Annotated in this window: 21 protein-coding genes and 1 tRNA gene; 9 read left to right on the top strand and 13 right to left on the bottom strand. The window is 71.3% G+C overall.

All coding sequences use genetic code 11. From position 1 onward, the window contains the following. Positions 1–12: 12 nt before the first annotated feature. The 5 genes from ACFXB5_RS22070 to ACFXB5_RS22050 form a co-directional block, all read right to left on the bottom strand. Positions 13–1,485, bottom strand: coding sequence for a peptidoglycan D,D-transpeptidase FtsI family protein (locus tag ACFXB5_RS22070; protein WP_385210457.1), 1,473 nt, complete (start codon positions 1,483–1,485; stop codon positions 13–15). After that, complete coding sequence (locus ACFXB5_RS22065) at positions 1,482–2,894, bottom strand: FtsW/RodA/SpoVE family cell cycle protein (protein ID WP_138914783.1); 1,413 nt, start codon at positions 2,892–2,894, stop codon at positions 1,482–1,484. Before ACFXB5_RS22065 ends, ACFXB5_RS22070 begins: the two co-directional genes overlap by 4 nt. Before the next feature lie 22 nt (positions 2,895–2,916). Next, complete coding sequence (locus ACFXB5_RS22060) at positions 2,917–4,512, bottom strand: PP2C family protein-serine/threonine phosphatase (protein WP_385210494.1); 1,596 nt, start codon at positions 4,510–4,512, stop codon at positions 2,917–2,919. Positions 4,513–4,587: 75 nt separating this feature from the next. After that, positions 4,588–5,115 (bottom strand): FHA domain-containing protein, encoded by a 528-nt coding sequence (locus ACFXB5_RS22055; protein ID WP_385210454.1) that lies wholly within the window; start codon positions 5,113–5,115, stop codon positions 4,588–4,590. A gap of 10 nt (positions 5,116–5,125) precedes the next feature. Then, complete coding sequence (locus ACFXB5_RS22050; RefSeq protein ID WP_385210451.1) at positions 5,126–5,980, bottom strand: FhaA domain-containing protein; 855 nt, start codon at positions 5,978–5,980, stop codon at positions 5,126–5,128. A gap of 326 nt (positions 5,981–6,306) precedes the next feature. On the opposite strand from ACFXB5_RS22050, the gene ACFXB5_RS22045 reads away from it, so the two are divergent. Next, a tRNA-Leu gene (locus ACFXB5_RS22045) sits at positions 6,307–6,393 on the top strand. A 209-nt stretch (positions 6,394–6,602) separates the two neighbouring features. Here ACFXB5_RS22045 and ACFXB5_RS22040 read toward each other — a convergent pair. Then, on the bottom strand, positions 6,603–7,259 hold the full coding sequence (locus tag ACFXB5_RS22040; RefSeq protein WP_385210449.1) for an FMN-dependent NADH-azoreductase: 657 nt from the start codon (positions 7,257–7,259) through the stop codon (positions 6,603–6,605). 114 nt (positions 7,260–7,373) lie between these two features. On the opposite strand from ACFXB5_RS22040, the gene ACFXB5_RS22035 reads away from it, so the two are divergent. From ACFXB5_RS22035 to ACFXB5_RS22020, 4 genes are all read left to right on the top strand, one after another. After that, the gene (locus ACFXB5_RS22035) at positions 7,374–7,751 is read left to right on the top strand and encodes a winged helix-turn-helix transcriptional regulator (RefSeq protein ID WP_385210447.1); all 378 of its coding nucleotides are present in this window, start codon (positions 7,374–7,376) and stop codon (positions 7,749–7,751) included. A gap of 214 nt (positions 7,752–7,965) precedes the next feature. Beyond that, positions 7,966–9,501, top strand: a complete 1,536-nt coding sequence (locus ACFXB5_RS22030) for a DUF2252 domain-containing protein (RefSeq protein ID WP_385210444.1) — start codon at positions 7,966–7,968, stop codon at positions 9,499–9,501. A gap of 96 nt (positions 9,502–9,597) precedes the next feature. After that, positions 9,598–10,422 carry a hypothetical protein gene (locus ACFXB5_RS22025; protein WP_201854236.1) on the top strand — a complete coding sequence of 275 codons (825 nt, stop codon included), beginning with the start codon at positions 9,598–9,600 and terminating at the stop codon, positions 10,420–10,422. A 43-nt stretch (positions 10,423–10,465) separates the two neighbouring features. Next, complete coding sequence (locus ACFXB5_RS22020; RefSeq protein WP_201854204.1) at positions 10,466–10,819, top strand: rhodanese-like domain-containing protein; 354 nt, start codon at positions 10,466–10,468, stop codon at positions 10,817–10,819. A gap of 268 nt (positions 10,820–11,087) precedes the next feature. Here ACFXB5_RS22020 and ACFXB5_RS22015 read toward each other — a convergent pair whose 3' ends face one another. From ACFXB5_RS22015 to paaA, 6 genes are all read right to left on the bottom strand, one after another. Then, complete coding sequence (locus tag ACFXB5_RS22015) at positions 11,088–12,236, bottom strand: acyl-CoA dehydrogenase family protein (RefSeq protein ID WP_385210442.1); 1,149 nt, start codon at positions 12,234–12,236, stop codon at positions 11,088–11,090. A gap of 94 nt (positions 12,237–12,330) precedes the next feature. Next, positions 12,331–13,437 carry a 2Fe-2S iron-sulfur cluster-binding protein gene (locus ACFXB5_RS22010; RefSeq protein ID WP_385210440.1) on the bottom strand — a complete coding sequence of 369 codons (1,107 nt, stop codon included), beginning with the start codon at positions 13,435–13,437 and terminating at the stop codon, positions 12,331–12,333. Next, positions 13,437–13,985, bottom strand: a complete 549-nt coding sequence (paaD, locus tag ACFXB5_RS22005) for a 1,2-phenylacetyl-CoA epoxidase subunit PaaD (protein WP_385210437.1) — start codon at positions 13,983–13,985, stop codon at positions 13,437–13,439. Before paaD ends, ACFXB5_RS22010 begins: the two co-directional genes overlap by 1 nt. Further along, a complete protein-coding gene (paaC, locus tag ACFXB5_RS22000; RefSeq protein WP_201854201.1) occupies positions 13,979–14,680 on the bottom strand; it encodes a 1,2-phenylacetyl-CoA epoxidase subunit PaaC in 702 nt (233 codons plus the stop codon). The genes paaD and paaC overlap by 7 nt, the downstream gene beginning before the upstream one ends. Next, a complete protein-coding gene (gene paaB, locus ACFXB5_RS21995) occupies positions 14,677–14,973 on the bottom strand; it encodes a 1,2-phenylacetyl-CoA epoxidase subunit PaaB (RefSeq protein ID WP_046088802.1) in 297 nt (98 codons plus the stop codon). Before paaB ends, paaC begins: the two co-directional genes overlap by 4 nt. Continuing rightward, the gene (paaA, locus tag ACFXB5_RS21990) at positions 14,970–15,920 is read right to left on the bottom strand and encodes a 1,2-phenylacetyl-CoA epoxidase subunit PaaA (protein ID WP_201854200.1); all 951 of its coding nucleotides are present in this window, start codon (positions 15,918–15,920) and stop codon (positions 14,970–14,972) included. The genes paaB and paaA overlap by 4 nt, the downstream gene beginning before the upstream one ends. Positions 15,921–16,144: 224 nt before the next feature. On the opposite strand from paaA, the gene ACFXB5_RS21985 reads away from it, so the two are divergent. The 3 genes from ACFXB5_RS21985 to ACFXB5_RS21975 are packed head-to-tail and all read left to right on the top strand — an operon-like array spanning position 16,145 to position 18,970. Continuing rightward, positions 16,145–16,975 carry a DUF5819 family protein gene (locus ACFXB5_RS21985; protein WP_385210434.1) on the top strand — a complete coding sequence of 277 codons (831 nt, stop codon included), beginning with the start codon at positions 16,145–16,147 and terminating at the stop codon, positions 16,973–16,975. Next, positions 16,972–18,204 carry an HTTM domain-containing protein gene (locus ACFXB5_RS21980; protein WP_385210431.1) on the top strand — a complete coding sequence of 411 codons (1,233 nt, stop codon included), beginning with the start codon at positions 16,972–16,974 and terminating at the stop codon, positions 18,202–18,204. Before ACFXB5_RS21985 ends, ACFXB5_RS21980 begins: the two co-directional genes overlap by 4 nt. A gap of 4 nt (positions 18,205–18,208) precedes the next feature. Continuing rightward, entirely contained in the window at positions 18,209–18,970 is a 762-nt protein-coding gene (locus ACFXB5_RS21975) for a TrmH family RNA methyltransferase (RefSeq protein ID WP_385210429.1), read from the top strand. A 49-nt stretch (positions 18,971–19,019) separates the two neighbouring features. On the opposite strand, the gene paaN is transcribed toward ACFXB5_RS21975, so the two are convergent. Then, the gene (gene paaN / locus ACFXB5_RS21970) at positions 19,020–20,744 is read right to left on the bottom strand and encodes a phenylacetic acid degradation protein PaaN (RefSeq protein ID WP_385210427.1); all 1,725 of its coding nucleotides are present in this window, start codon (positions 20,742–20,744) and stop codon (positions 19,020–19,022) included. A 147-nt stretch (positions 20,745–20,891) separates the two neighbouring features. Between paaN and ACFXB5_RS21965 the strand changes: the two genes are divergently transcribed. Continuing rightward, entirely contained in the window at positions 20,892–22,409 is a 1,518-nt protein-coding gene (locus ACFXB5_RS21965; protein ID WP_385210425.1) for a 3-hydroxyacyl-CoA dehydrogenase, read from the top strand. The last annotated feature ends 2 nt before the right edge of the window (positions 22,410–22,411 follow it).

The raw sequence follows: 22,411 nt of genomic DNA, 5'->3' as shown, positions 1-22,411 counted from the left end.
ACGTGACGGGGGTCACTTGTCGCGCTCGGTTTCCAGTACGGCCTTCATCACGTTCTTGGCGATCGGCGCGGCCAGCTTGCCACCGGCGATGTCGCCACGGAGGGTGTTGGACCCTTCGATGACGACCGCGACCGCGACCGGCGAGCCGTCGTCCCCCTTGGCGTAGGAGATGAACCACGCATAGGGGTTCTTGCTGTTGGCGACGCCGTGCTGCGCGGTGCCGGTCTTGCCGCCGACCGTGACGCCCGGGATCTGGGCGCCGGTGCCGGTGCCCTCCTTGACCACCGTCTCCATCATGCTCTGCAGCTTCTGGGCGTTCTCCGAGCTGAGCGGCTGGCTCATCTGCTCCGGGTCGGTCTGCTCGATGGTGTTGAGGTTCGGGGCGCGGAGCGAGTCGACCATGTACGGCTTCATCAGCTTGCCGTCGTTGGCGACCGCGGAGGCGATCATCGCCATCTGGAGCGGGGTGGCCCGGTTGTCGAACTGGCCGATGGCCGACATCGCGTTGCCCGGCCGGTCCATTTTCTCGGGGTAGACGCTGGGGTAGGCGCGGACGGGGGTGTCGACCGTCTCGTTGAAGCCGAACTTCTCGGCCTGCTCCCGCATCTTCTTGTCGCCGAGGTCGTCGCCGAGCTTGCCGAAGACCGTGTTGCAGGAGTAGCGGAGTGCCTGCCGCAGCGAGGCGTTCTTGCAGGGGATGTTCCCCTCGTTGGGCAGGTTTTGGGTGGACAGCGGGAGCTTCCAGGGGTCCGGGGAGTTGGTCGGCTCGTCGATGTCGGTGTACTTGCCGTTCTCCAGCGCGGCCGCGGCGGTGAGGACCTTGAAGGTCGAGCCGGGCGGGTAGGTCTGACGGAGCGCCCGGTTGAGCATCGGGTCGTCCTTGTCCTTCTTCGGCTGGAGCCCGAGCCACGCCTCCTTGTCCTTGGAGGTGGCGCCCGAGATCTTCGACGGGTCGTAGCTCGGGGTGGAGGCGAGGGCGAGGATCTTGCCGGTGCGCGGGTCGAGCGCGGCGACGGCGCCCTTCTTGTCACCGAGGCCCTCGAACGCTGCCTCCTGGGCCTTGCGGTTCAGGGTGGTGATGACGTCGCCGCCCTTCTGCTTCTTGCCGGTGATCATGTCGATCGTCCGGTTGAAGAAGAGGCGGTCGTCGTTGCCCGTAAGGATGCCGTCTTCGATGTTCTCGATCTGGTTGGCGCCGTACGCCTGCGAGGCGAACCCCGTGACCGGCGCCCACATGGGGCCGTCCTTGTAGGTGCGCTTGTACTTGAAGTCGATGCCGTTGGTCTCGGCGGATCCGGTGATCGGCTGGCCGTCGACGATGATGTTGCCGCGCGGCTGGCTGTAACGGGCGATCAGAACCCGGTGGTTTCCGTCGTGGTTCTTCAGCTCGTCGGCCTGGACGTACTGGAGCCAGTTGTCCCGCACCAGCAGGGCGAGGACGAGGAGTCCGCAGAAGATCGCGATTCGGCGCAGGGGCTTGTTCACGGTCGGACCACCTGGGTCATCTCGGCGTCTGTGGTGGGAGCGGGCGTCGGCGCCGGGCGGCGCGCGGTGTCGCTGACCTTGATCAGGATGGCGACGAGCGCCCAGTTGGCGATGACGGACGAACCGCCCTGCGCGATGAACGGCATGGTCATACCGGTCAGCGGGATGAGGCCCATCACACCGCCCGCCACGACGAAGACCTGGATGGCGAAGGCCGCGGACAGGCCGATGGCCAGCAGCTTGCCGAACGGGTCACGGGCGGCGAGGGCGGTGCGCACACCGCGCTCCACGATCAGGCCGTAGAGCAGCAGGAGCCCCATGGTGCCCGCGAGCCCGAGCTCCTCGCCGACGGTGGCCAGGATGAAGTCGGAGTTGGCGGCGAAGCCGATGAGGTCGGAGTTGCCCTGGCCGAGGCCGGTGCCGAAGACGCCGCCGGAGCCGAAGGCCATCAGCGCCTGGGCGATCTGGTCACTGCCTCCGTTCTTGGCCACCTCGAAGGGCTGGAGCCAGGCGTCCACACGCGACTGGACGTGCGGCTCGAAGGTGGCGACGCCGACCGCGCCGGCCGCGGACATCAGCAGACCGAAGACGATCCAGCTGGTGCGCTCGGTGGCGACGTACAGCATCACCACGAAGAGGCCGAAGAACAGCAGCGAGGTGCCCAGGTCGGTCTCGAAGACCAGGATGAGGATGCTCATCCCCCAGACCACCAGGATCGGGCCGAGGTCGCGGCCGCGCGGCAGGTACAGCCCCATGAAGCGGCGGCTGGCCAGGGCGAGCGCGTCCCGCTTGACCATCAGATAGCCGGAGAAGAACACGGCGATGATGATCTTGGCGAACTCACCGGGCTGGATGGAGAAGCTGCCGAGGGTGATCCAGATGCGGGCGCCGAAACGCGCCGGGAAGAACATCGGAAGGATCAGCAGGATCAGCGCCACCACCATGGAGATGTAGGTGTAGCGCTGGAGGATGCGGTGGTCCTTGAGCAGGATCAGGACGCCGACGAAGAGGGCGACGCCCAGTGCCGAGTAGATCAGCTGGTTGGGGGCCGAGGGCGCGAAGGCCATGCCGGCGTCCTTCGCCCGCTGGGCCAGCCGCCTGGACTGGTCCAGCCGCCAGATGAGCACCAGGCCCAGCCCGTTGAGGAGCGTGGCGATCGGCAGCAGCAGCGGGTCCGCGTACGGCGCGAACTTCCGGACCACCAGATGGCCGACGCCTGCCAGCAGGCCGAGCCCGAGGCCGTAGCTGAGCATGCCCGAGGGCATCTCGTCGCTGAGCGCCAGGCCGGCGTTGGCGTAGGCGAAGACCGGAATGATCACCGCGAAGACGAGCATGGCCAGCTCGGTGTTCCGCCTGCTCGGCGGCCCGGCCGTACTGATCGTCGTCGTGTTGGTCGTACTACTGCTCATGGGTGGACGGCCCCTTACGGCTTCACTGCTGGGTGCTGCTGCACTGCGGGACCAACTTCTTCTCCTCCTCCGAGAGGGTGGGGCCGGGGTTCGGAGTGGGAGACGTCGTCGGCGTGGGCTTGGACGTGGCCTTGGCGGCGTTCGTTCCGAGCTGGCTCTCGGTCTTCCCGTTCGCGGGCTTGCCGCTGCTGCTCTGGGACGGGTCGGCGCTGCTGGAGGCCCCGCCGCTGGGCGGCTTGTCGCCCTTGCCCTTGTCGCCGCCGGTGAGGTCCTTCTGGCTCTCCTCGGCCTTCTCCTGGGCATCGGCCTTCTTACAGGCGCTGGCGAGGGTGGCGAGGTCTTTGGTCTTGTCCTGGGCCTGGCCCAGTCCGCTGACCGTGATGGTGTCCTCCACACGGCCGCGCTGGTCGGCCGGGAGGTACTTGAGTTCGATCTCGCGGTGGTCCTCATGGATCTTGTTGAGCTTGATCCAGGCCAGATCCTGGCTGATGCCCTGATAGACCGCGACGTGGTCGCCGTTGGCGCCCACGTAGTACTGCGTCTGCGTCCAGCGATAGCCGCCGTAGAGGCCGCCACCGATCACGGCGAGACCCAGCACGATGAAGAGCGACCGCTTGGCCCATGTCTTGCGGCCGCTCTTCTTGGTGAAGTCGCCTTCGGCGTAGTCGCCGTAACTGCCCTGCGGCATACCGCCGATGGCCGGATCGCCGCTGCCGGGCGGTCCGAAGCCGCCGTGCGCGTCGCCCTGCTGCGGCGGTACGGACCGGCCGAGCTCCGCGGCCCGGCCCGCGGGGGTGTGCGCGGCCCCGCCGTCCCCGAGCGGGATCTGGTTCTCGGCGACCGCGCCCACGATCACGGGGGTGTCGTTCAGCTGGGCGGCGAGGGTGTCGGCGCCGTCGACGTCCAGGACGTCGGCGACAATGCAGGTGATGTTGTCGGGGCCGCCGCCGCGCAGCGCGAGCTGGATCAGCTCCTGCACGGTCTCGTGGGGGCCCTGGTAGCTGGCGAGGGTGTCCTCGAGGGTCTGGTGGCTCACGACGCCGGACAGGCCGTCGGAGCAGATCAGATAGCGGTCACCGGCCCGGACCTCGCGGATGGACAGATCGGGCTCGACGTGGTCGCCGCTGCCCAGCGCGCGCATCAGCAGGGAGCGCTGCGGGTGGGTGCCCGCCTCCTCCTCGGTGATCCGGCCCTCGTCGACCAGGCGCTGCACCCAGGTGTGGTCCTGGGTGATCTGGGTGAGCGCCCCGTCGCGCAGCAGATACGCGCGCGAGTCGCCGACGTGCACCAGACCGAGCCGCTGGCCGGTCCACAGCAGGGCGGTGAGCGTGGTGCCCATGCCCTCCAGCTGCGGGTCCTCCTCGACCATGACGCGCAGCTGGTCATTGGCCCGCTGCACGGCACTGCCGAGGGACGTCAGGATGTCCGAGCCCGGGACGTCGTCGTCGAGCTGGACGAGGGTGGAGATCACCTCGGAGCTGGCGACCTCGCCGGCGGCCTGGCCACCCATGCCGTCGGCGATCGCGAGCAGCCGGGGACCGGCGTAGCCGGAGTCCTCGTTGCCCTCCCGGATCATGCCCTTGTGTGATCCGGCCGCGAAACGCAGTGACAGACTCATGCGCACCTCGCCCGTCGGCTCCGGGTACAGCCCCTTGCCAACCACGCTGCCCACCCTCCGGTCGTCATGGTCCTACTACTTCCGCAGCTCGATGACGGTCTTGCCGATACGGATCGGCGCACCCAGCGCAATCGGTGTCGGTGTGGTGAGTCGGGTCCGGTCGAGATACGTGCCGTTGGTGGACCCGAGATCCTCGACGATCCACTGGCCATCACGGTCCGGGTAGATCCTGGCATGCCGGCTGGAGGCGTAGTCGTCGTCCAGCACGATTGTTGAATCGTGCGCACGGCCGAGGGTGATGGTCTGCCCCTGCAGGGCGACCGTGGTGCCGGTGAGCGTGCCCTCGGAGACCACCAGCTTGGTGGGGGCACCGCGGCGGCCGCGGCCCCCGGACTGCTGGCGCTGCGGCGGCGGCGCGCTCTGCTGTTGCCGTTGTTGCTGCTGTGCTTGCGGCCGGTCGGGGGCGCCGCGCCGCGCCGAACCGCGCTGGGTCACGCGGGTCCCGAACAGATCGCTGCGAATGACCTGTACGGCCACGATGACGAACAGCCACAGTACGGCGAGGAAACCCAACCGCATGACCGTGAGGGTCAGCTCTGACATTGCCCCCGCTTCACCCTTCGGCTTGCCGGTAAACGATGGTGGTGCTGCCCACGACGATCCGCGAGCCGTCGCGGAGCGTAGCGCGCGTGGTGTGCTGTCCGTCCACCACGATGCCGTTCGTCGACCCGAGATCCTGGATGGTCGGTGGGGTTCCGACCCGGATCTCGCAGTGTCTGCGGGAGACACCGGGATCGTCGATTCGCACGTCAGCGTCGGTGGAGCGGCCCAGGACGAGCGTGGGCCGGGAGATCTGGTGGCGGGTGCCGTTGATCTCGATCCAGCGGCGGGTCTGGCCCTGCGGCTGGGCTCCGACACCGGCCGCCGCTCCGCTGCTGCGGGGCGCCGGACGGGCGCCGGGGGGCGCGGACGGCATCGGCGGGGCACCGGCGGGCTGGGCGGGGTAGCCGTAACCGCCGGGGCGCTGCTGCGGGGCCGCGCCGGCGCCGGCGCGGCCCGGCGCCTGCTGTGCGCCCTCCGCGCTCTGGGACTCGCTGGAGGCCAGAGTCCGGCTGCGCACCCGGTACAGGCCGGTGTCGAGGTCCTCGGCCTTCTGCAGATGCACCTTGATGGCGCCCATGAAGGTGTATCGCTGCTGCTTGGCGTAGTCGCGGACCATACCGGCCAGCTCGTCGCCGAGCTGTCCGGAATACGGGCTGAGCCGCTCGTAGTCGGGCGCGCTCAGCTCGACGATGAAGTCGTTGGGGACGACCGTCCGGTCGCGGTTCCAGATCGTGGCGTTGTTGTCGCACTCGCGCTGGAGCGCGCCGGCGATCTCGACCGGCTGGACCTCGGACTTGAACACCTTGGCGAAGGTGCCGTTCACGAGGCCCTCGAGACGCTGCTCGAAGCGTTTCAGTACTCCCACCGGGCACCTCCTTCCTCAGTCGTGCTCTGCGTCGTCCTGGTACTGCTTACTGATCGTATCCACGCGTCGGGAAATCGGGTGGTTCCCCTTCCTGGCCCTGTGGAGCAGTGTCACCTCTCACAGGGATCGTAGAGGTGCCCTGACGACAGTGTCCCGCAACCGTGACGCTCTACGGACGGGTGGGGGCGGGGGCCTCGGTAACGGGTGTGATTGCACCCCGAGGGGCGTGCTAATGTTCTGGATGTCGGAAGGCGCCCCACACGAACCGGACGGATCAAGAAGATCGGGCCGGGGAGCGGGGAGAGTGGCCGGACGGCAGCACCCATGCGCGGGTGGCGGAATAGGCAGACGCGCTGGATTCAGGTTCCAGTGCCCGAAAGGGCGTGGGGGTTCAACTCCCCCCTCGCGCACCAGTCGGAGCGGGTCTCTCCGGAGTGACGAAAGTCGCTCGGAGGGGCCCGCTTCGCGTTTGTGACGGCTTCGCGTGCGCCGCGGCTTCGCGTGTGCGCCGGGGCCTCCTGGGTCTCCCGGACAAGCGGCAGGGGCCTCCCGGAGAAGAGGAGGCCCCTGCGGCCCGATGTCCGTTGGGACCGGATCAGACGGGTCGGTCGGATCGGTCGGATCAGGCGGCGGCGAAGCGCGTGGCGAGCTCCTTGGCCTTGGCCGCGACGTCCTCATGGGCCTTCGCCTTGGAGGCGTCCGACAGCTCGACCAGATCGGCCATGGCGGGATTGCTGCGGGCCAACGTGAGTTCCGGCACAACGAAGGTGACATCGAGGCCGAGGCCGTCGCCCAGGGCCTTCCCGAGGTAGTTCGTCACGAACTCGAAGCTCTCCCGCGGGGTGCCCGGGCCGTAACCGCCGCCGCGGCTGGCGACGACGATCGCCGGGGTGCCCGAGGTGGTGGTCTGCTCGGCGCCCGCGGTGCGGCCCATGATGATCACGTGGTCCAGCCACGCCTTGAGCGTGGAGGGAATCGTGAAGTTGTACATCGGGGCGCCGATCAGGACCACGTCAGCCTGCTCGAGCTCGCCGGCAAGCGTCTCCCGCAGGGCGAAGGCGGCGTGCTGCTCGGGGGAGCGCTGGTCGGCAGCGGCGAAACCGGCGGCGGCCGCGAGGCCGTCCAGGTGCGGCAGCGGCTCGGCGGCCAGGTCGCGATAGATCACCGTGCCGTTCGGGTGCTGGGCTTCCCATTCCTTGCGGAAGGTGGCCGTGACCGAGCGGGAAGCGGAGGCTTCACCGGGGAAGACAGAGGTGTCGAGGTGCAGAAGAGTCGGCATGGATGCCTCCTATGACAAGGCTCGGGAAGGAGCCAGTAATACCTACGTACCTACAGAAGGCACAGTAGCTTACTTTTTCGTAGTCCCGAACCGGAACGCAGTAGTGTGTATTCCATGGCGAAGGATCGTGGAGCCCACAACGAGCAGGCCTGCAAGCAGGTCGACGGCGAGATGACGCGGTTCTTCGAGCTGTTCGGCAAGCGATGGACGGGACTCATCGTGGCCGTGCTGACGGAGCAGGCGGCGTACTTCGCCGACCTGCGGCGGGCCATCCCCGGGATCAGCGAGCGGATGCTGTCGGACCGGCTCACCGAGCTCGCCACGGCGGGTCTGGTGGTGCGGGAGGTCGACGCCGGGCCGCCGCTGCGGGTGGGCTACCGGCTGACGGACGCGGGGAAGGCGCTGGAGCCCGCGCTGAAGGAGCTGTCGCGGTGGGCGGAGAAAAATCTGCCCTCGGGCAGCGAGGGCTGCCCGAAGCAGTTCCGGGGCTGAGCCGGATCACTTTCTGATCCGGGGGCCTGCCTTCCGGTCTGGGGCCCGCCTTCCGATTTGGGAGCCTGCCTTCTGATCTGAGGTTCACCTTCTGATCTGGGCTTTCGTCATGATCGTCAAGGTTTTCCACAGGCTCTGACGGGGTGGGTCGACAGGGGGTACGGTCGGCTCAGTCGATTCAGTCGATGGCGTGTGCGAGAAGGGCGGGGGCGCGATGACGGACGACCGGAGCGTTGAGGGCGACGGAAGCGGTGGGGGCGGCCGAGCCGGAGCGAGCGGCCGGGGTGACGGCGGCGGCGAGCGGGGGCCGAGCGGCGGGGACGGAGCGGGCGGGGTGGCCCGGCGGCTGCCGCCGGTTCCGGGCTTCGCCGTGTGGCACGGTGAGGGCCCCTCTCCCCGGCAGCGGGGCAAGGCGCTGCGCAAGAGCGTGCCGCGCTCGGCGCATGCCGAGCCGCCGAGGGACACCGGGCGGCCGGATCCGGTGGCTGCGGTCGAGCGGTCCAACGCCGGGCGGCTGCCGGAGCTCACCCCGATCCGGGTCGGGCGGATGGCCGCGAACCCCTTCTCCTTTCTGCGCGGGGCCGCCGGGCTGATGGCGCACGACCTCACGTCCACGCCGGTGACCGGTATCGGGGCCCAGCTGTGTGGCGATGCCCACGCTGCCAACTTCGGGATCTACGGGGATGCGCGCGGTGGCCTGATCATCGATCTCAACGACTTCGACGAGACCGTCCACGGTCCGTGGGAGTGGGATGTGAAGCGGCTCGCGGTCTCGCTGGTGCTGGCCGGCCGGGAGGCGGGCGCCGACGAGGACACCTGCCGGGCGGCCGCCCAGGACGCGGTGGGTGCCTATCGGCGCACGGTGCGGCTGCTGGCCAAGCTCCCGGCGACGGAGGCGTGGAACGCGATCGCGGACGAGGAGCTGGTCTCCCACACGGACGCCAAGGACCTGGTGGGCACGCTGGAGCGGATCTCCGAGAAGGCCCGGCGGAACACCAGCGCGCGGTACGCCGCCCGGGCCACCGAGCCCGTGCCCGGCGAGGAGGGCGCCTCCGGCCGACTGGAGGCCCGGCGCTTCGTGGACGCGCCGCCGGTGCTGCGGAAGGTGCCGGACGAGGAGGCGGCGGCGGTGGCCTCCTCGCTCGCCGGGTATCTGGGCACGCTGCCGGAGGACCGGCTGCCGCTGCTCTCGCGGTACGAGGTACACGATGTGGCGTTCCGGGTCGTCGGCACGGGCAGCGTGGGCACCCGCTCCTATGTGGTGCTGCTGCTCGACCACCGGGGCGAGCCGCTGGTGCTCCAGGTGAAGGAGGCGCGCCCCTCCGCGCTGCTGCCGCATCTGGCGACGGCCGGCTTCGAGGTGCCGGATGTCACACACGAGGGGCGGCGGGTGGTGCTCGGCCAGAAGCGGATGCAGGTGGTCAGCGACATCCTGCTGGGGTGGACCACGGTGCGGGGGCGGCATTACCAGGTGCGCCAGTTCCGCAACCGCAAGGGAAGCGTGGACCCGGCGGCCCTGGCCGCGGACCAGATGGATGACTACGGGCGGATGACCGGGGCCCTGCTGGCCCGCGCGCACTCCCACAGCGCGGACCCCCGGATGCTGGCCGGTTACTGCGGCAAGGGGGAGGAGCTGGACGAGGCGGTGGCCGCCTTCGCGGTGGGGTACGCGGATCGCACGGAAGCGGATCACTCCGCGCTGGTCATGGCGGTGCGCAATGGACGGATAGCGGCCGAGATGGGGGTGTGAGGCACGGGCGGGGGTGTGACCTCCGTCGCCGATCACCGCCGGACGTAGTCTGAGCGGGTGACGAATCCGGAAGCGCAGCAGCAGGCACGGCAGTCGATGTCGGACGCGGAGCCCCAGGCGGAGTCGCACGACCGGTCGCAGGAGGAGACTCAGGCCGCCGAGCGGCTGGAGCGGGCGGTGCGCGCGGCCGAGCAGGCGCTGATCGAGTTCGAGATAGCGGTGGAGACCTTCCGGGTGGAGGTGGAGAACTTCTCCCGGCTGCACCACCAGCGGCTCGGGCCGATGTACTCGCGCCTCGACGAGCTGGACGCGCTGATCGCCGAGGCGCTCGCGGCCCGCACCGGCGATCCGGAGGATCTTCGCAAGGCCCGTGAGGCGCGGGGGCTGGTGCAGCCGATGCCGGGCGTGGAGGAGCTGTTCCATGGCTGGATCGACTCGGATGGGCTCTCGCCGGAGGCGGCCGCGATGCTCACCGAGCGGCCCGTGCAGCCGCCGCAGCGGGTGCGGCCGAGCGAGGAAGCCCGCCGGATTTACCGGGAGCTGGCCCGTAAGGCCCATCCGGATCTGGCCGAGGAGGAGGCCGAGCGGGAGCGGCGCGGTGCCTTCATCGTGCGGGTCAACGCGGCGTACGCGGCTGGGGACGAGGAGGCGCTGCGAGCGCTGGCCGAGGAGTGGGAGGCCGGTCCGCCGCCGCCGGAGCGGCGGGCGAGCCGCAGCGAGGAGCTCTACGCCCGGCTGGAGTGGCTGGCCGAGCGCAAGGAGATGCTGGCCGCGGTCGCCGCGGAGCTGGAGTCGAGCGCGATCGGCGCGATGATCAAGATGGCGCCCGAGGACCCCGATGGGCTGCTGGACGAGATCGCCGAGCAGCTGCTGGCCCAGGCCTCGGAGAAGGAGGCCCGGCTCGCGGAGCTGGTGCGGTAGTAGGTTTGCCGCAGCTGTCGATGTCGTGTGAGAGGTGTGTCCGATGCATTTTGCCCAGCTTCCCCAGGTGGAGGCGGCGGCGGTACCGGCCGATGGCCTTCTGCTGGACGTCCGGGAGGACGACGAGTGGGCGGCCGGACATGTCGAGGGCGCGCTGCACATCCCGATGGGCCAGGTCGTGGCGCGGTTCGACGAGCTGACCGCGGCGGCCGGCGAGGGGCACCGGGTGCATGTGATGTGCCGGGTCGGCGGCCGCTCCGCGCAGGTGACGCAGTATCTGGTCGCGCAGGGGCTGGACGCGGTGAATGTGGACGGCGGGATGCTCGCTTGGGACGCGGCGGGCCGGCCGATGGTGAGCGGCCCCGACGGCACCGCCGAAGGGGCCTTTGTGCTCTAGAAGTTTCCCTACTGATCTTCGCCGCTGGTCTTCCCTGCTGGTCTTCCCTGCTGGTCTTCCCTGCTGGTCTTCCCTGCTGGTCTTCCCTGCTGGTCTTCCCCGCTGGTCTTCCCCGCTGATCGGCGGGGCGCGGCGCGCGGGCGGGGGGGGGGGGGGGGGGGCGCGGGGGTGTGACTCCCCCCGGTCCGACCCCCGCCGCGCCCCCCGCCCGCGGGCGCGCGCCCCCCGCCCCCGCGGGGGGGGGGGCCCCCCCGCCCCCCCCGGGCGCTCAGCCGAGGGGGTGGGCGGCGAGGAGTTCGCCCAGTGCCTCCTCATGGGCGGCGGCGGACCCCAGCGAGAGCTCCAGCTGCTTGCCCCAGGCGTGATAGCGGTGCAGGGGGTAGTCGGTGACCGCGCCGAAGCCGCCGTGCAGATGCTGGGCGGTCTGGACGACGCGGCGCACGCCCTCGGCGGCCCAGATCTTGGCCACGGCGATATCTCCCGCGATGGGCAGCGCCCCGCTCACCGTGGGCCGCTCCTCGTCCAGGGACAGCCGCCAGGCCGCCTGCCACAGCGTGGCCTCCATGGCCCGCAGATCGATATAGCGGTCGGCGGTCTGTACGGCGACCGCCTGGAAGGTGGCGAGCGGGAAGCCGAACTGCTCGCGCTTGCTCACATACGAGCTGGTGAGGTCCAGCACCGCCGAGCCGAGGCCCAGGGCGAGGGCGCAGGTGCCGATGGTGAGGAGATCGCGCAGCCACTCCCAGGCACCGTCCGCGGTCAGCACCTCGCGGTCGGCGAGCCGCATCCCGTCCAGCCGGATCTCGGCCTGCCGCTCACCGCTGGTGGAGATCTGCTCCTCGAGGGCGACGCCCTCATGGTCGCGGGGGACCAGGGCGAGGACCGTACCGCCCTCCCCGGTGTGGGCCGGGATCAGCACACGATCGGCGCCATGGGCCCAGGGGACCGCGGTCTGGACGCCGTCCAGCACCCAGCCCTCGCCGTTCCGCCGTGCCTGGACGGCGAGTTCGGCCGGGCCATGGCCGGTGCGGCCGCTGGAGGCCGCGGTGAGGACCAGCTCACCGCGGGCGGCCCGGGGCAGCACGTCGGCGCACAGCTCCTCCCCGCCGTAGCGCTGCACGGCCAGCGCGGCGGCGCTGGATTCCAGCAGCGGCACCCGGGCCAGCACCCGGCCGCCTTCCCGCAGCATCAGGCAGAGGGCGAGCGGGTCCAGGCCCGAGCCGCCGTACCGGGGGTCGAGGGTCAGGCCCAGCAGATCGCCCTCGGCGAGCTTCCGCCACAGCGCGCGGTCGAAGTCGTCGGCGACGGCGCCCGCGGTCAGCGCGGGGCTGGGCACGCTGTCCGGCGTGACGGAGGAGAAGACGGCCTTCGCCGCCTCGACGGCCGCCTGCTGCTCCTCGGTGAAGGTGAAGTCCACTGTCCGTACCTCCCGCGCCGCGGCTATATCTGACGGGCCGTCAAGATAGAACAGGTTCTACAAGAAGGGAACGCCGGTGCCGTGCCGGACCTCGTCAGCGGTCGAAGTCCAGCTCCACCCGCTCGCCCACCGGATGGGACTGACAGGCCAGCACATAGCCCGCCTCCACCTCGTCCGGCTCCAGCGCGAAGTTCCGGTCCATCCGCACCTCGCCCGAGACCAGGAAGGCCCGGCAGGTGCCGCAGACCCCGCCCTTGCACGCGTACGGCGCGTCGGACCGATTGCGCAGCACGGTCTCCAGCAGCGGCTCCCCGTCCTGGACCGGCCAGGTGCCCGAGCGGCCGTCCAGGGTCGCCGTGACCGAGCTGTGCGAGGCGGCCAGGGCCGCGCCCGGTATGGGGACGCCCTCGGCGGGGGCCGCGTCCACATGGAAGATCTCCTGATGGACCCGGCCGCGGGAGACCCCGAGGCCGCGCAGCGCCCGCTCGGCGGCGCGCACCAGACCGTAGGGCCCGCACAGGAACCAGCCGTCCACCGAGGCGACCGGCAGCAGCGCCGGGAGCAGTCCGGTCAGCCGCTCCTCGTCGAGCCGCCCGGACACCAGCCCGGCCTGCTGCTCCTCCCGGGAGAGCGCGCACACCAGCTGGAACCGGTCGGGCCAGCGGTCCTTGAGGTCGGCGACCTCCTCCAGGAACATCGTCGAGGCCGCGGCGCGGTCGCTGCGGATCAGGCAGAAACGCGCCTCGGGCTGCCGGCCGAGCAGCGTGGCGGCGATGGACAGCACGGGGGTGATACCGCTGCCGCCGACGACCGCCGCGAAGTGACCGGGACGGGGCTCCAGGACGAAACGGCCGGCCGGGGCCATCACCTCCATGACCTCGCCGACCGCCAGCTCCTTGAGGGCATAGGTCGAGAACTCACCGCCCTCGACCAGCCGCACCCCGATCCGCAGGAACTCCGGGCCCTCCACGCCCGGGGCCGGGGTGCAGATCGAGTACGTCCGGCGGATCTCCGCGCCGTCGGCGAACCGGCGCACCGCGATGTGCTGTCCCGCCGCGAAGCGGAACGTCTCCCGCAGCGCGGGCGGCACCAGGAGGGTGACCGCCACCGCGTCCTCGGTGAGCCGGTCGACCGCCGCCACCCGCAGCGGGTGGAACGCGCCGTGGCGGGGCGTGACCCGCTGCACCGCCTCCGCGGCCATCACAACTCCTTGAAGTGGTCGAACGGTTCGCCGCAGGCCGCGCAGCGGCGCAGCGCCTTGCAGGCGGTGGAGGAGAAGCGGCTGAGCAGCTCGGTCTCGGTCGAGCCGCAGTGCGGACAGCGCACCGCCAGGGTCACCGGAACCGGACCGCCCCCCGCCGTCGCGTCGAGCGGCGCGGGCGGCGCTATCCCGGACTCCGCCAGCTTGCGGCGGCCCTCGGCGCTGATCGCGTCCGTCGTCCAGGGCGGGGCGAGGACCGTACGCACGGCGACCTCGGGGACGCCATGGTCATGGAGCACCCGCTCGATATCGGTGGCCATCGACTCCAGCGCCGGGCAGCCGGTGTAGGTGGGGGTCAGCTCGACCTCGACCCGGCCCGGCCCCAGCAGCCGCAGCCCGCGCATCACCCCCAGCTCGGCCAGGGACACCATCGGCAGCTCCGGGTCCGGTACGGATCCGGCCAGCCGCAGCAGCTCCTCCTCGAGCGGGGTGAGGCCGGTGCCGGACGCGGAGGACGCGGGCGCCGTGGAGGGCCTGGGCGTCACCATGTCGCCCCCGGGTGGCTGCGGTGCAGATGCTGCATCTCGGCGAGCATCCGGCCGAACGGCTCGCTGTGGATGCCCTGGCGCCCCGCGCCGGCCGCCCAGCCGCCGCGCCGCGGCCCCTCGGGCACCGTCAGGGTGGCGCGCTCCAGGACCGAGGTGATCCGGGTCAGCCAGGCGTCGTGCAGGGTGCTCCACTCCACCTCGCACCCCTCGACCGGTTCGAAGAGCTCACCGGTGAACCGCCAGAGCGCGTCCAGCCCGCGCCGCATCCGCTCATGGCTCTCGTCCGTGCCGTCGCCGAGCCGCAGGGTCCAGTGCTCGGCGTGGTCGCGGTGGTAGGCCACCTCCTTGACCGCCTTGGCGGCCAGCGGGGCGAAGGGGCCGGAGCCGCGCGCCAGCCGCTCGTACAGCAGCTCTTGGTAGGTGGAGAAGTAGAGCTGGCGGGCGATGGTCCGGGCGAAGTCCCCATTGGGCTGCTCGACCAGCTGGACGTTGCGGAACGCCCGCTCCTCGCGCAGATACGCCAGCTCGTCCTCGTCGCCGGCGAGGGAGAGCAGCACCCGGGCCTGGCCGAGCAGGTCAAGGGCGATATTGGCGAGCGCCACCTCCTCCTCCAGCACGGGCGCCTGCCCGGCCCACTCCCCCAGCCGGTGAGAGAGCACCAGCGCGTCGTCGCCCAGGGCGAGGGCCGCGGTCATAGGTGCCGCACCCCTTCCGGGATCGCGTAGAAGGTGGGGTGGCGGTAGGGCTTGTCGGCGGACGGCTCGAAGAACGGATCCCGCTCGTCCGGGGAGGAGGCGGTGATCTCGGCGGACGGCACCACCCAGATCGAGACGCCCTCGGAGCGGCGGGTGTACAGATCCCGTGCGTTCCGCAGAGCCATTTCCGCGTCCGGGGCGTGGAGGGATCCGGCGTGGGTGTGCGAGAGTCCGCGCCTGCTGCGGACGAACACCTCCCACAGTGGCCACTCGGCGCTCGGGCTGCCGCTCATGCCTGTGCCTTCCCGTGCTTGGCCGCGTACGCCGCGGCTGCCTCGCGCACCCAGGCGCCTTCCTCATGGGCCTGGCGCCGCTGGGTGATCCGCTGTGCGTTGCACGGCCCGTTTCCCCGCAGCACCTCGCGGAACTCGTCCCAGTCGATCGGGCCGAAGTCGTAATGCCCCCGCTCCTCGCTCCACCGCAGCTCGGGGTCGGGGAGGGTGAGGCCGAGGGATTCGGCCTGGGGGACGCAGATGTCGACGAAGCGCTGGCGCAGCTCGTCATTGGAGTGGCGCTTGATCTTCCAGGCCATGGACTGCGCGGAGTGGGCCGAGGCGTCGTCCGGCGGGCCGAACATCATCAGCGACGGCCACCACCAGCGGTCCACCGCGTCCTGCGCCATGGCGTGCTGGGCCTCGGTGCCCCGGCTCAGGGCCAGCAGCAGCTCATACCCCTGGCGCTGGTGGAAGGACTCCTCCTTGCAGATGCGGACCATCGCCCGTGCGTAGGGCCCGTAGGAGCAGCGGCACAGCGGGACCTGGTTGGTGATCGCGGCGCCGTCCACCAGCCAGCCGATGGCGCCGACGTCGGCCCAGGTCAGCGTGGGGTAGTTGAAGATCGAGGAGTACTTCTGGCGGCCGCTGTGGAGCTTGTCCAGCAGCTCGTCCCGGCTGGTGCCCAGGGTCTCCGCCGCGCTGTAGAGATACAGGCCGTGGCCCGCCTCGTCCTGGACCTTGGCCATCAGGATCGCCTTGCGCCGCAGCGAGGGGGCACGGGTGATCCAGTTCGCCTCCGGCTGCATGCCGATGATCTCGGAGTGGGCGTGCTGGGCCATCTGCCGCACCAGCGTGGCCCGGTACTCATCGGGCATCCAGTCGCGCGGCTCGATGCGCTCGTCCGCGGCCAGGGCGGCGTCGAACACCGCCTCGTACGCTCCCGCGTCCGCCGCCATCGTCGTCATGCGAAGCCCCTCCGCCGTTCGTCTCCGCCGACCGGCCAGCCGACCGACCGATCGTTCGGTTCAATGGTGTGCTGAGGAACGTAGGGTGTCAACCCTGTGGATAACGCTGAGGACGCTGTGCCGAGTGGTTCCGCATCGGTACGGTGCCGGGGGCGTGGGGGCCACGGGGGCGCGCGGCCGACCGGCGTGCGCGAAGGCCTGGACCATCGGGAGCGGGGCGGGGTATGGCGGACACGGAGCCGGAACCGGCGGAACGGGAGCCGACGGGACCGGAGCCGCAGGAAGGGGAGCAGGCGGGACCGGAGCCGGGGGGATCGGAGCCGACGCGAGCGGAGTCGACGAAACCGGAACCGGCTGAATCGGACTCGACGGACTCGACGGACTCGACGGAATCGGCGCCGGACGGCGACGTGGCGGAACCGCTCACCACGCTCTCCCTGCCCGCACAGCTGATCATCGCGGTGGCCATCGCGGTCGCCGCCGTCGCCGCCGCGATCCATCTCTCGGCGGCCTTCCTGAACGTCTCACCGCCCAACACCCTCACCAAGCGGCACGGCGCGGCGATAGACGACTACGTCTATCCGGAGTTCGAACGGGTCTGGAAGCTCTTCGCCCCCAACCCGCTCCAGCAGAACATCGCCGTCCAGGCCCGCGCCGAGATCCGCACCTCCGACGGCGGCACCGCGACCACCGGCTGGCGCGACCTCTCGGCCCAGGACGGCGCGGCCATCCACCACAACCCGCTGCCCAGTCACACCCAGCAGAACGAGCTGCGCCGCGGCTGGGAGTTCTACGTCGGCTCGCATGATGTGCGGGAGCGGCCGCAGGGGATGCGCGGCAACCTCTCCGAGCAGTACATCCGCCGGATCGTGATGCTCCGCCTCGGCCGCGAGGAGGACGGCGGCACCGTGGAGCGAATACAGGTGCGCTCCGCGACCGCTCCGGTGGCCCCGCCGCCCTGGAGCGACGAGAAGATCGACACCAAGACGGTCTACCGCACGCTGCCCTGGTGGACCGTGACCTCCGATGACCTCCCGGAGGCGAAGCGCCGGTGACTCCCTCCGCCCGCCTCCAGACCGCCGTGGCGCGTGGCTACACGCGCGTCACCGCGTCCGCGCTCGGCCCCCGGCAGAGCGCCGTCGTGCGCATCGGCTTCTCCTTCACCTGGCTGCTCTTCCTGGTGCGCGAATGGCCCCACCGCCGGGAGCTGTACGGGCCGGACGGCCCGTGGAACTGGGAGATGGCCGCCCGGCTGATCGACGGCAACCGCGCCTTCACCGCGCTCATGTGGTCCGACAGCACGGTGTGGTTCGAGATCGTCTACGCCCTCGCCATCGTCTCCAGCGCGCTGCTGCTGGTGGGCTGGCGCACCCGCACCATGTCCGTGCTGTTCATGATCGGGGTGCTGTCGCTGCAGAACCGCAGCATCTTCGTGGGGGACGGCGGCGACAACCTCATCCATCTGATGTCGATGTATCTGGTGCTGACCCGATGCGGTCAGATGTGGTCCCTGGACGCGCGCCGGGCGGCCCGGCACGCGGACCGCGAATGGCCGCCGCGCGACACCACCGGAGTCGTGCTGTGGGCCGTCACCGGGACCGCCCTGCTCTGGGCGCAGCTGTTCACCGACGCTCGGCTCTCCCTGACCGCCGACGGCCCGCTGCCCGGGCTGGGCTGGGGCACCGTCCTGTGGGGGCTGTGGCTCGTCCAGGCCGGATGGTGGTTCGTCAGGCGTTACGCGCCGGGGGAGCCGCGCACCGTCCTGGACGCGCTCGCCAATGTGGCGCACAACGGCGCCCTGCTGGTGATCATGGCCGAGGTGTGTCTGCTCTACGCCTCGGCCGGCTGGTACAAGGTCCAGGGTTCGCGCTGGCAGGACGGCACCGCCCTCTACTACCCGCTGCATCTGGACTACTTCTCGCCCTGGCCCTGGCTGGCCGACATCATGGCGTCCAGCGGCACCCTGGTGATGGTGCTGACCTACGGCACGGTCATCGTCCAGGTGGCCTTTCCGTTCACCCTGCTCAACCGGCGGGCCAAGAACGCGATGCTCGTCCTGCTGATGATGGAGCACCTCGGCATCGCGGTGATGCTGGGGCTGCCGTTCTTCTCGCTCGCCGTGATCGCCGCGGACTCGGTCTTCCTGCCGACGAACCTCCTGCGCTGGGCCGAGGCGCGGCTGGGCCGGGCCCGGGACCGGCTGGCGGCGCGCGCCGTGTGGCTGCCGGGGCAGCGAACGCGGGGGAGCGACGAGGAAACCGCGGCCGGCACCCTCGTACGCTGAGGGGATGATCGATGACGAGTCCGCGCGGGCCGTACGGCACTGGCGCGCGACGGCCCCCGACACCGTGCTGCTGGACGGCTTCCACGCGCTGAAGCACGCGCTGCGGTTCGGCGCGGAGGTGCGGGCCGCGGTCACCAGCGACAAGGCGGCCGCCGTGGAACTCGCCGATGACCTGGCCGATGACCTCACCGAGGCGATCGCGGACCTTCTGGTGGAGGTCGATGCCGGGACCCTGCGCGATCTGGTGCCCCGGGTGCATCCCACACGGGTCGCCGCCCTGGCGGTCCGGCGCGGCCGCCGGGCGAATCTGGACGAGCTGTCCCAGCGGCCCCGGCAGGCCCCGGTGGTCGTCCTGGACAACCCCCGCAACCTGGGGAACGTCGGGGCCGTGGTCCGGCTCGCCGCCGGGTTCGGGGCCACCGGCGTGGTCACCACCGGCGATATCGACCCCTGGCATCCGAACGCCGTGCGCTCGGGCGCCGGGCTGCACTTCGCCACCGCGGTCGAGCGGCTGCCGGGCGACGCGCTTCCGGAGGGGCCGCTGTATGCCCTGGACCCGGAGGGGGAGGACATCCGGTCCCTGACCATCCCCGATGACGCGCTGCTCGCCTTCGGCTCCGAGCGGCACGGGATCTCGCCGGAGCTGCGGAAGCGGGCCACCAGGCTGGTGGCCCTTCCCATGCGGCCGCAGGTGTCCAGCTACAACCTGGCCACCAGCGTGGCCATGGCCCTCTTCCACTGGGGCGGCCCCGACCGCCCGGCCTAGGCCACGTCCGGGTGGGGCGTGCGCGAGCATGCCCCACCCACCGGACCCGTCACTCCGCCGGGCGGCGGACCTCGACCATCCGGAAGCGGCCGGCCACGAACGCCCCGTCGCACAGCGCGGCGTTGGCCGACGGGTTGCCACCCGTGCCGTGGAAGTCCGAGAAGGCCGCGGTCTGGTTCACATACACCCCGCCGGTCAGATTGAGCGACAGCTGGGCGCACTCCTCCAGACACGCCTCCTCGATCAGCCGCTCCGCCGCCGGCGAGGTGGTGTACGCCCCGACCGTCATCGCGCCCTTGTCCCGGGTGGTCCGGCGCAGCAGCGCGACCGCGTCCTCCGTGGAGGCGACGGCGACGGCGAAGGAGACCGGGCCGAAGCACTCGGCCAGATAGGGCGCGTCCGCGTCCGCCCCCTCCCAGAACATCCGCGCGCCGTCCGCCTTGACCATCAGCGGTGTGCGGACCGTGGCGCCCGGGAAGTCGGGGTGGGTCACCGTGCGGGAGGCCAGGGCGACCGCGCCCAGGCCGGGGGCGGCCTCCAGCCGCTCCTGGACCCGCGGCCCCACGATCGCGCCGAGCAGCGCGCTCGCCCGTGCGTCGTCGCCCAGCAGCCCGTCCACCGCCGCCGCCAGGTCGGCCACCACCTCGTCATAGGTCTTGGGACCGGCGTCGGTGGTGATGCCGTCGCGGGGGATCAGCAGATTCTGCGGGGTGGTGCACATCTGGCCGCTGTAGAGGGACAGGGAGAACGCCAGATTGGCGAGCATGCCCTGGTAGTCGTCGGTGGAGTCGATCACCACCGTGTTGACCCCCGCCTTCTCCGTGAAGACCTGGGCCTGGCGGGCGTGGGTCTCCAGCCAGTCGCCGAAGGCGGTGGACCCCGTGTAGTCGATGACGCGGATCTCGGGGCGGACGGCGAGGACCTTGGCGATTCCCTCGTCCGGCCGCTCGGCGGCCAGCGCCACCAGATCGGGGCTGAACCCCGCCTCCGTCAGCACCTGGCGCGCCACCTGGACGGTCAGCGCCAGGGGCAGCACGGCTTGGGGGTGCGGCTTGACCAGCACCGGATTGCCGGTGGCGAGCGAGGCGAAGAGCCCCGGATAGCCGTTCCACGTCGGGAAGGTGTTGCAGCCGATCAGCAGGGCGATACCGCGCGGGACGGCCGTGAACGTCTTGCGCAGGCGCAGCGGGTCGCGCTTGCCCTGCGGCTTGGACCAGTCCGCGGCGCCCGGAGTGCGGGTCTGCTCGGCGAACGCGTACGCCACCGCCTCCAGGCCGCGGTCCTGGGCGTGGGGGCCGCCGGCCTGGAACGCCATCATGTACGCCTGTCCGCTGGTGTGCATGACGGCCTGGGCGAACTCATGCGACCGGGCGCCGATCCGGGCCAGGATCTCCAGGCACACCATGGCCCGCGCCTCGGGACCGGCGTCTCGCCAGGCGGGCATCCCCGCCCGCATCGCCGGGAGGAGCACCTCGATGTCCGGATGCGGATACTCCATGCCCATCTCCGCTCCGAACGGAGAGACCTCGGAGCCCGCCCAGCCGTCGGTGCCCGGCTGGTCCAGCTCGAAGCGCTTGCCGCGCAGCGCCTCGAACGCCGCCTGACCCTCGGCGACGCTCAGGCTCGGGCGCCCGCCCTGGCCCTCGCCGCCGTAGGCCTTCGGGTGCTCGGGGTGCGGGGACCAATAGGCGCGGGTACGGATCGCCTCCAGGGCCTGGTCGAGGGTGGGGCGGTGCTCTTGCGTCAACTGCGCGGTGGTGAGTGCGGCGGTCACGACTGACCAACTCCTCGTCGAGCTGGGGCTGGGCTGGAATGGGCGACAGGGTTAGAGTAACCGAACGATCGGTCGGGACAAGAGGGCCTGGCGAACCTGTGGACAACTTCGTCCCTGTGGACAACTTCGTCGAAAAGGATCTGCGGCATGACTGCGATCGACCGTGGGACCGACCGCGCCGGCCTCGTCGCCGTCGTCGGCACCGGCACGATGGGCCAGGGGATCGCCCAGGTGGCGCTGGCCGCGGGCCATCCCGTGCGGCTCTACGACGCCGCGCCCGGCCGGGCCTCCCGGGCCGCCGACGCCATCGCGGACCGGCTCGGCCGGCTGGTCGCCAAGGAACGCCTCACCGCCGCCGACCGTGACACCGCCCTCGGCCGGCTCGCCCCCGTAACCGACCTCGCGGACCTGGCCGAGGCGGAGCTGGTGGTCGAGGCGATCCTGGAGGAACTCGGCGCCAAGCAGCAGCTGTTCACCGCGCTGGAGTCGGTGGTCTCCGACGGCTGTCTGCTCGCCACCAACACCTCCTCCCTCTCCGTCACCGCCGTCGCGGGCGTCCTGCGCCGCCCCGGCCGCCTCCTCGGTCTGCACTTCTTCAATCCGGCCCCGCTGATGCCACTGGTGGAGGTGGTGCGCGGTGCCGCCACGGACGAGGCCGCCGCCGACCGTGCCCACGCCACCGTCGCGGCCTGGGGGAAGACCCCGGTGCGCTGCGCCGACACCCCCGGGTTCATCGTCAACCGGATCGCCCGCCCCTTCTACGCCGAGGCGTTCCGGGCGTACGAGGAGCGCGCCGCCGGCCCCGCCACCCTGGACGCCGTGCTGCGCGAGTCCGGCGGCTTCAGGATGGGCCCCTTCGAGCTCACCGACCTGATCGGCCAGGACGTGAACGAGGCCGTCACCCGATCCGTGTGGGAAGCGCTGTTCCACGATCCGAAATTCACCCCGTCCCTCGCCCAGCGGCAGCTCGTCGCCTCCGGGCGGCACGGACGCAAGACGGGCCACGGCTGGTACGACCACTCCGAGGGCGCCGGGCGGCCCGCCCCGCACACCGCGGAGCCGTGCGACCCGCCCGGCAAGGTCGCCCTCCACGGCGACCTGGGGCCCGCACAAGGGCTGATCGGCGTCATCGAGGCGGCGGGCATCCCGGTGACCCGCGAGCCCGTCGGGGCCCATCTCGCCCTGCCCGACGGCACCCGCCTGTCCCTGGCCGACGGCACGACCGCCACCGAGGACCCCTTCGCCGCGTCGGTCCGCTTCGACCTGGCGCTGGACTACCGGACCGCCACCCGCGTCGCCCTCGCGGCGTCCACAGCCGCCCCCGAGGAGTCCCTGCGGTCCGCGATCGGCCTGTTTCAGGCGCTCGGTAAGGAGGTCAGCGTGGTCCAGGACGTTCCCGGCATGGTCGTGGCCCGCACGGTCGCGATGCTCGTGGACTTCGCCGAGGACGCCGCCGCCCGCGGGGTGGCGAGCCCCGAGGACATCGACACCGCCATGCTGACCGGCGTCAACTACCCGCGCGGACCGCTGGCCTGGGGGCGCGCGCTCGGCGCCCCCTGGGTGCGCGACACCCTGCGCAACCTCCACCACACCTGTCCGACCGGCCGCTACGCCCCTTCCCAGGCACTGATCCGGCGTGCGGCCGCCGATGAGAAGCTGCTCTAATC

Origin of the sequence: Streptomyces sp. NPDC059455, from assembly GCF_042750115.1 — a bacterium.
GTDB lineage: Bacteria > Actinomycetota > Actinomycetes > Streptomycetales > Streptomycetaceae > Streptomyces > Streptomyces endocoffeicus.
Note: the sequence above shows the minus strand (reverse complement) of the source record. Positions and strands in the feature narration are given on the sequence as shown.

Bases quoted from the DNA above. Each gene is read 5' to 3' on its own strand.
- ACFXB5_RS22020 (WP_201854204.1), top strand. From the start codon at position 10,466: ATGCATTTTGCCCAGCTTCCCCAGGTGGAGGCGGCGGCGGTACCGGCC.
- ACFXB5_RS22025 (WP_201854236.1), top strand. From the start codon at position 9,598: ATGTCGGACGCGGAGCCCCAGGCGGAGTCGCACGACCGGTCGCAGGAG.
- ACFXB5_RS22060 (WP_385210494.1), bottom strand. From the start codon at position 4,512: ATGAGTCTGTCACTGCGTTTCGCGGCCGGATCACACAAGGGCATGATC.
- paaB (WP_046088802.1), bottom strand. From the start codon at position 14,973: ATGAGCGGCAGCCCGAGCGCCGAGTGGCCACTGTGGGAGGTGTTCGTC.
- ACFXB5_RS21985 (WP_385210434.1), top strand. From the start codon at position 16,145: ATGGCGGACACGGAGCCGGAACCGGCGGAACGGGAGCCGACGGGACCG.
- ACFXB5_RS22040 (WP_385210449.1), bottom strand. From the start codon at position 7,259: ATGCCGACTCTTCTGCACCTCGACACCTCTGTCTTCCCCGGTGAAGCC.
- ACFXB5_RS21975 (WP_385210429.1), top strand. From the start codon at position 18,209: ATGATCGATGACGAGTCCGCGCGGGCCGTACGGCACTGGCGCGCGACG.
- ACFXB5_RS22030 (WP_385210444.1), top strand. From the start codon at position 7,966: ATGACGGACGACCGGAGCGTTGAGGGCGACGGAAGCGGTGGGGGCGGC.
- paaD (WP_385210437.1), bottom strand. From the start codon at position 13,985: ATGGTGACGCCCAGGCCCTCCACGGCGCCCGCGTCCTCCGCGTCCGGC.
- ACFXB5_RS22065 (WP_138914783.1), bottom strand. From the start codon at position 2,894: ATGAGCAGTAGTACGACCAACACGACGACGATCAGTACGGCCGGGCCG.
- ACFXB5_RS21965 (WP_385210425.1), top strand. From the start codon at position 20,892: ATGACTGCGATCGACCGTGGGACCGACCGCGCCGGCCTCGTCGCCGTC.
- ACFXB5_RS22055 (WP_385210454.1), bottom strand. From the start codon at position 5,115: ATGTCAGAGCTGACCCTCACGGTCATGCGGTTGGGTTTCCTCGCCGTA.
- ACFXB5_RS22035 (WP_385210447.1), top strand. From the start codon at position 7,374: ATGGCGAAGGATCGTGGAGCCCACAACGAGCAGGCCTGCAAGCAGGTC.
- ACFXB5_RS22010 (WP_385210440.1), bottom strand. From the start codon at position 13,437: ATGGCCGCGGAGGCGGTGCAGCGGGTCACGCCCCGCCACGGCGCGTTC.
- paaC (WP_201854201.1), bottom strand. From the start codon at position 14,680: ATGACCGCGGCCCTCGCCCTGGGCGACGACGCGCTGGTGCTCTCTCAC.
- paaA (WP_201854200.1), bottom strand. From the start codon at position 15,920: ATGACGACGATGGCGGCGGACGCGGGAGCGTACGAGGCGGTGTTCGAC.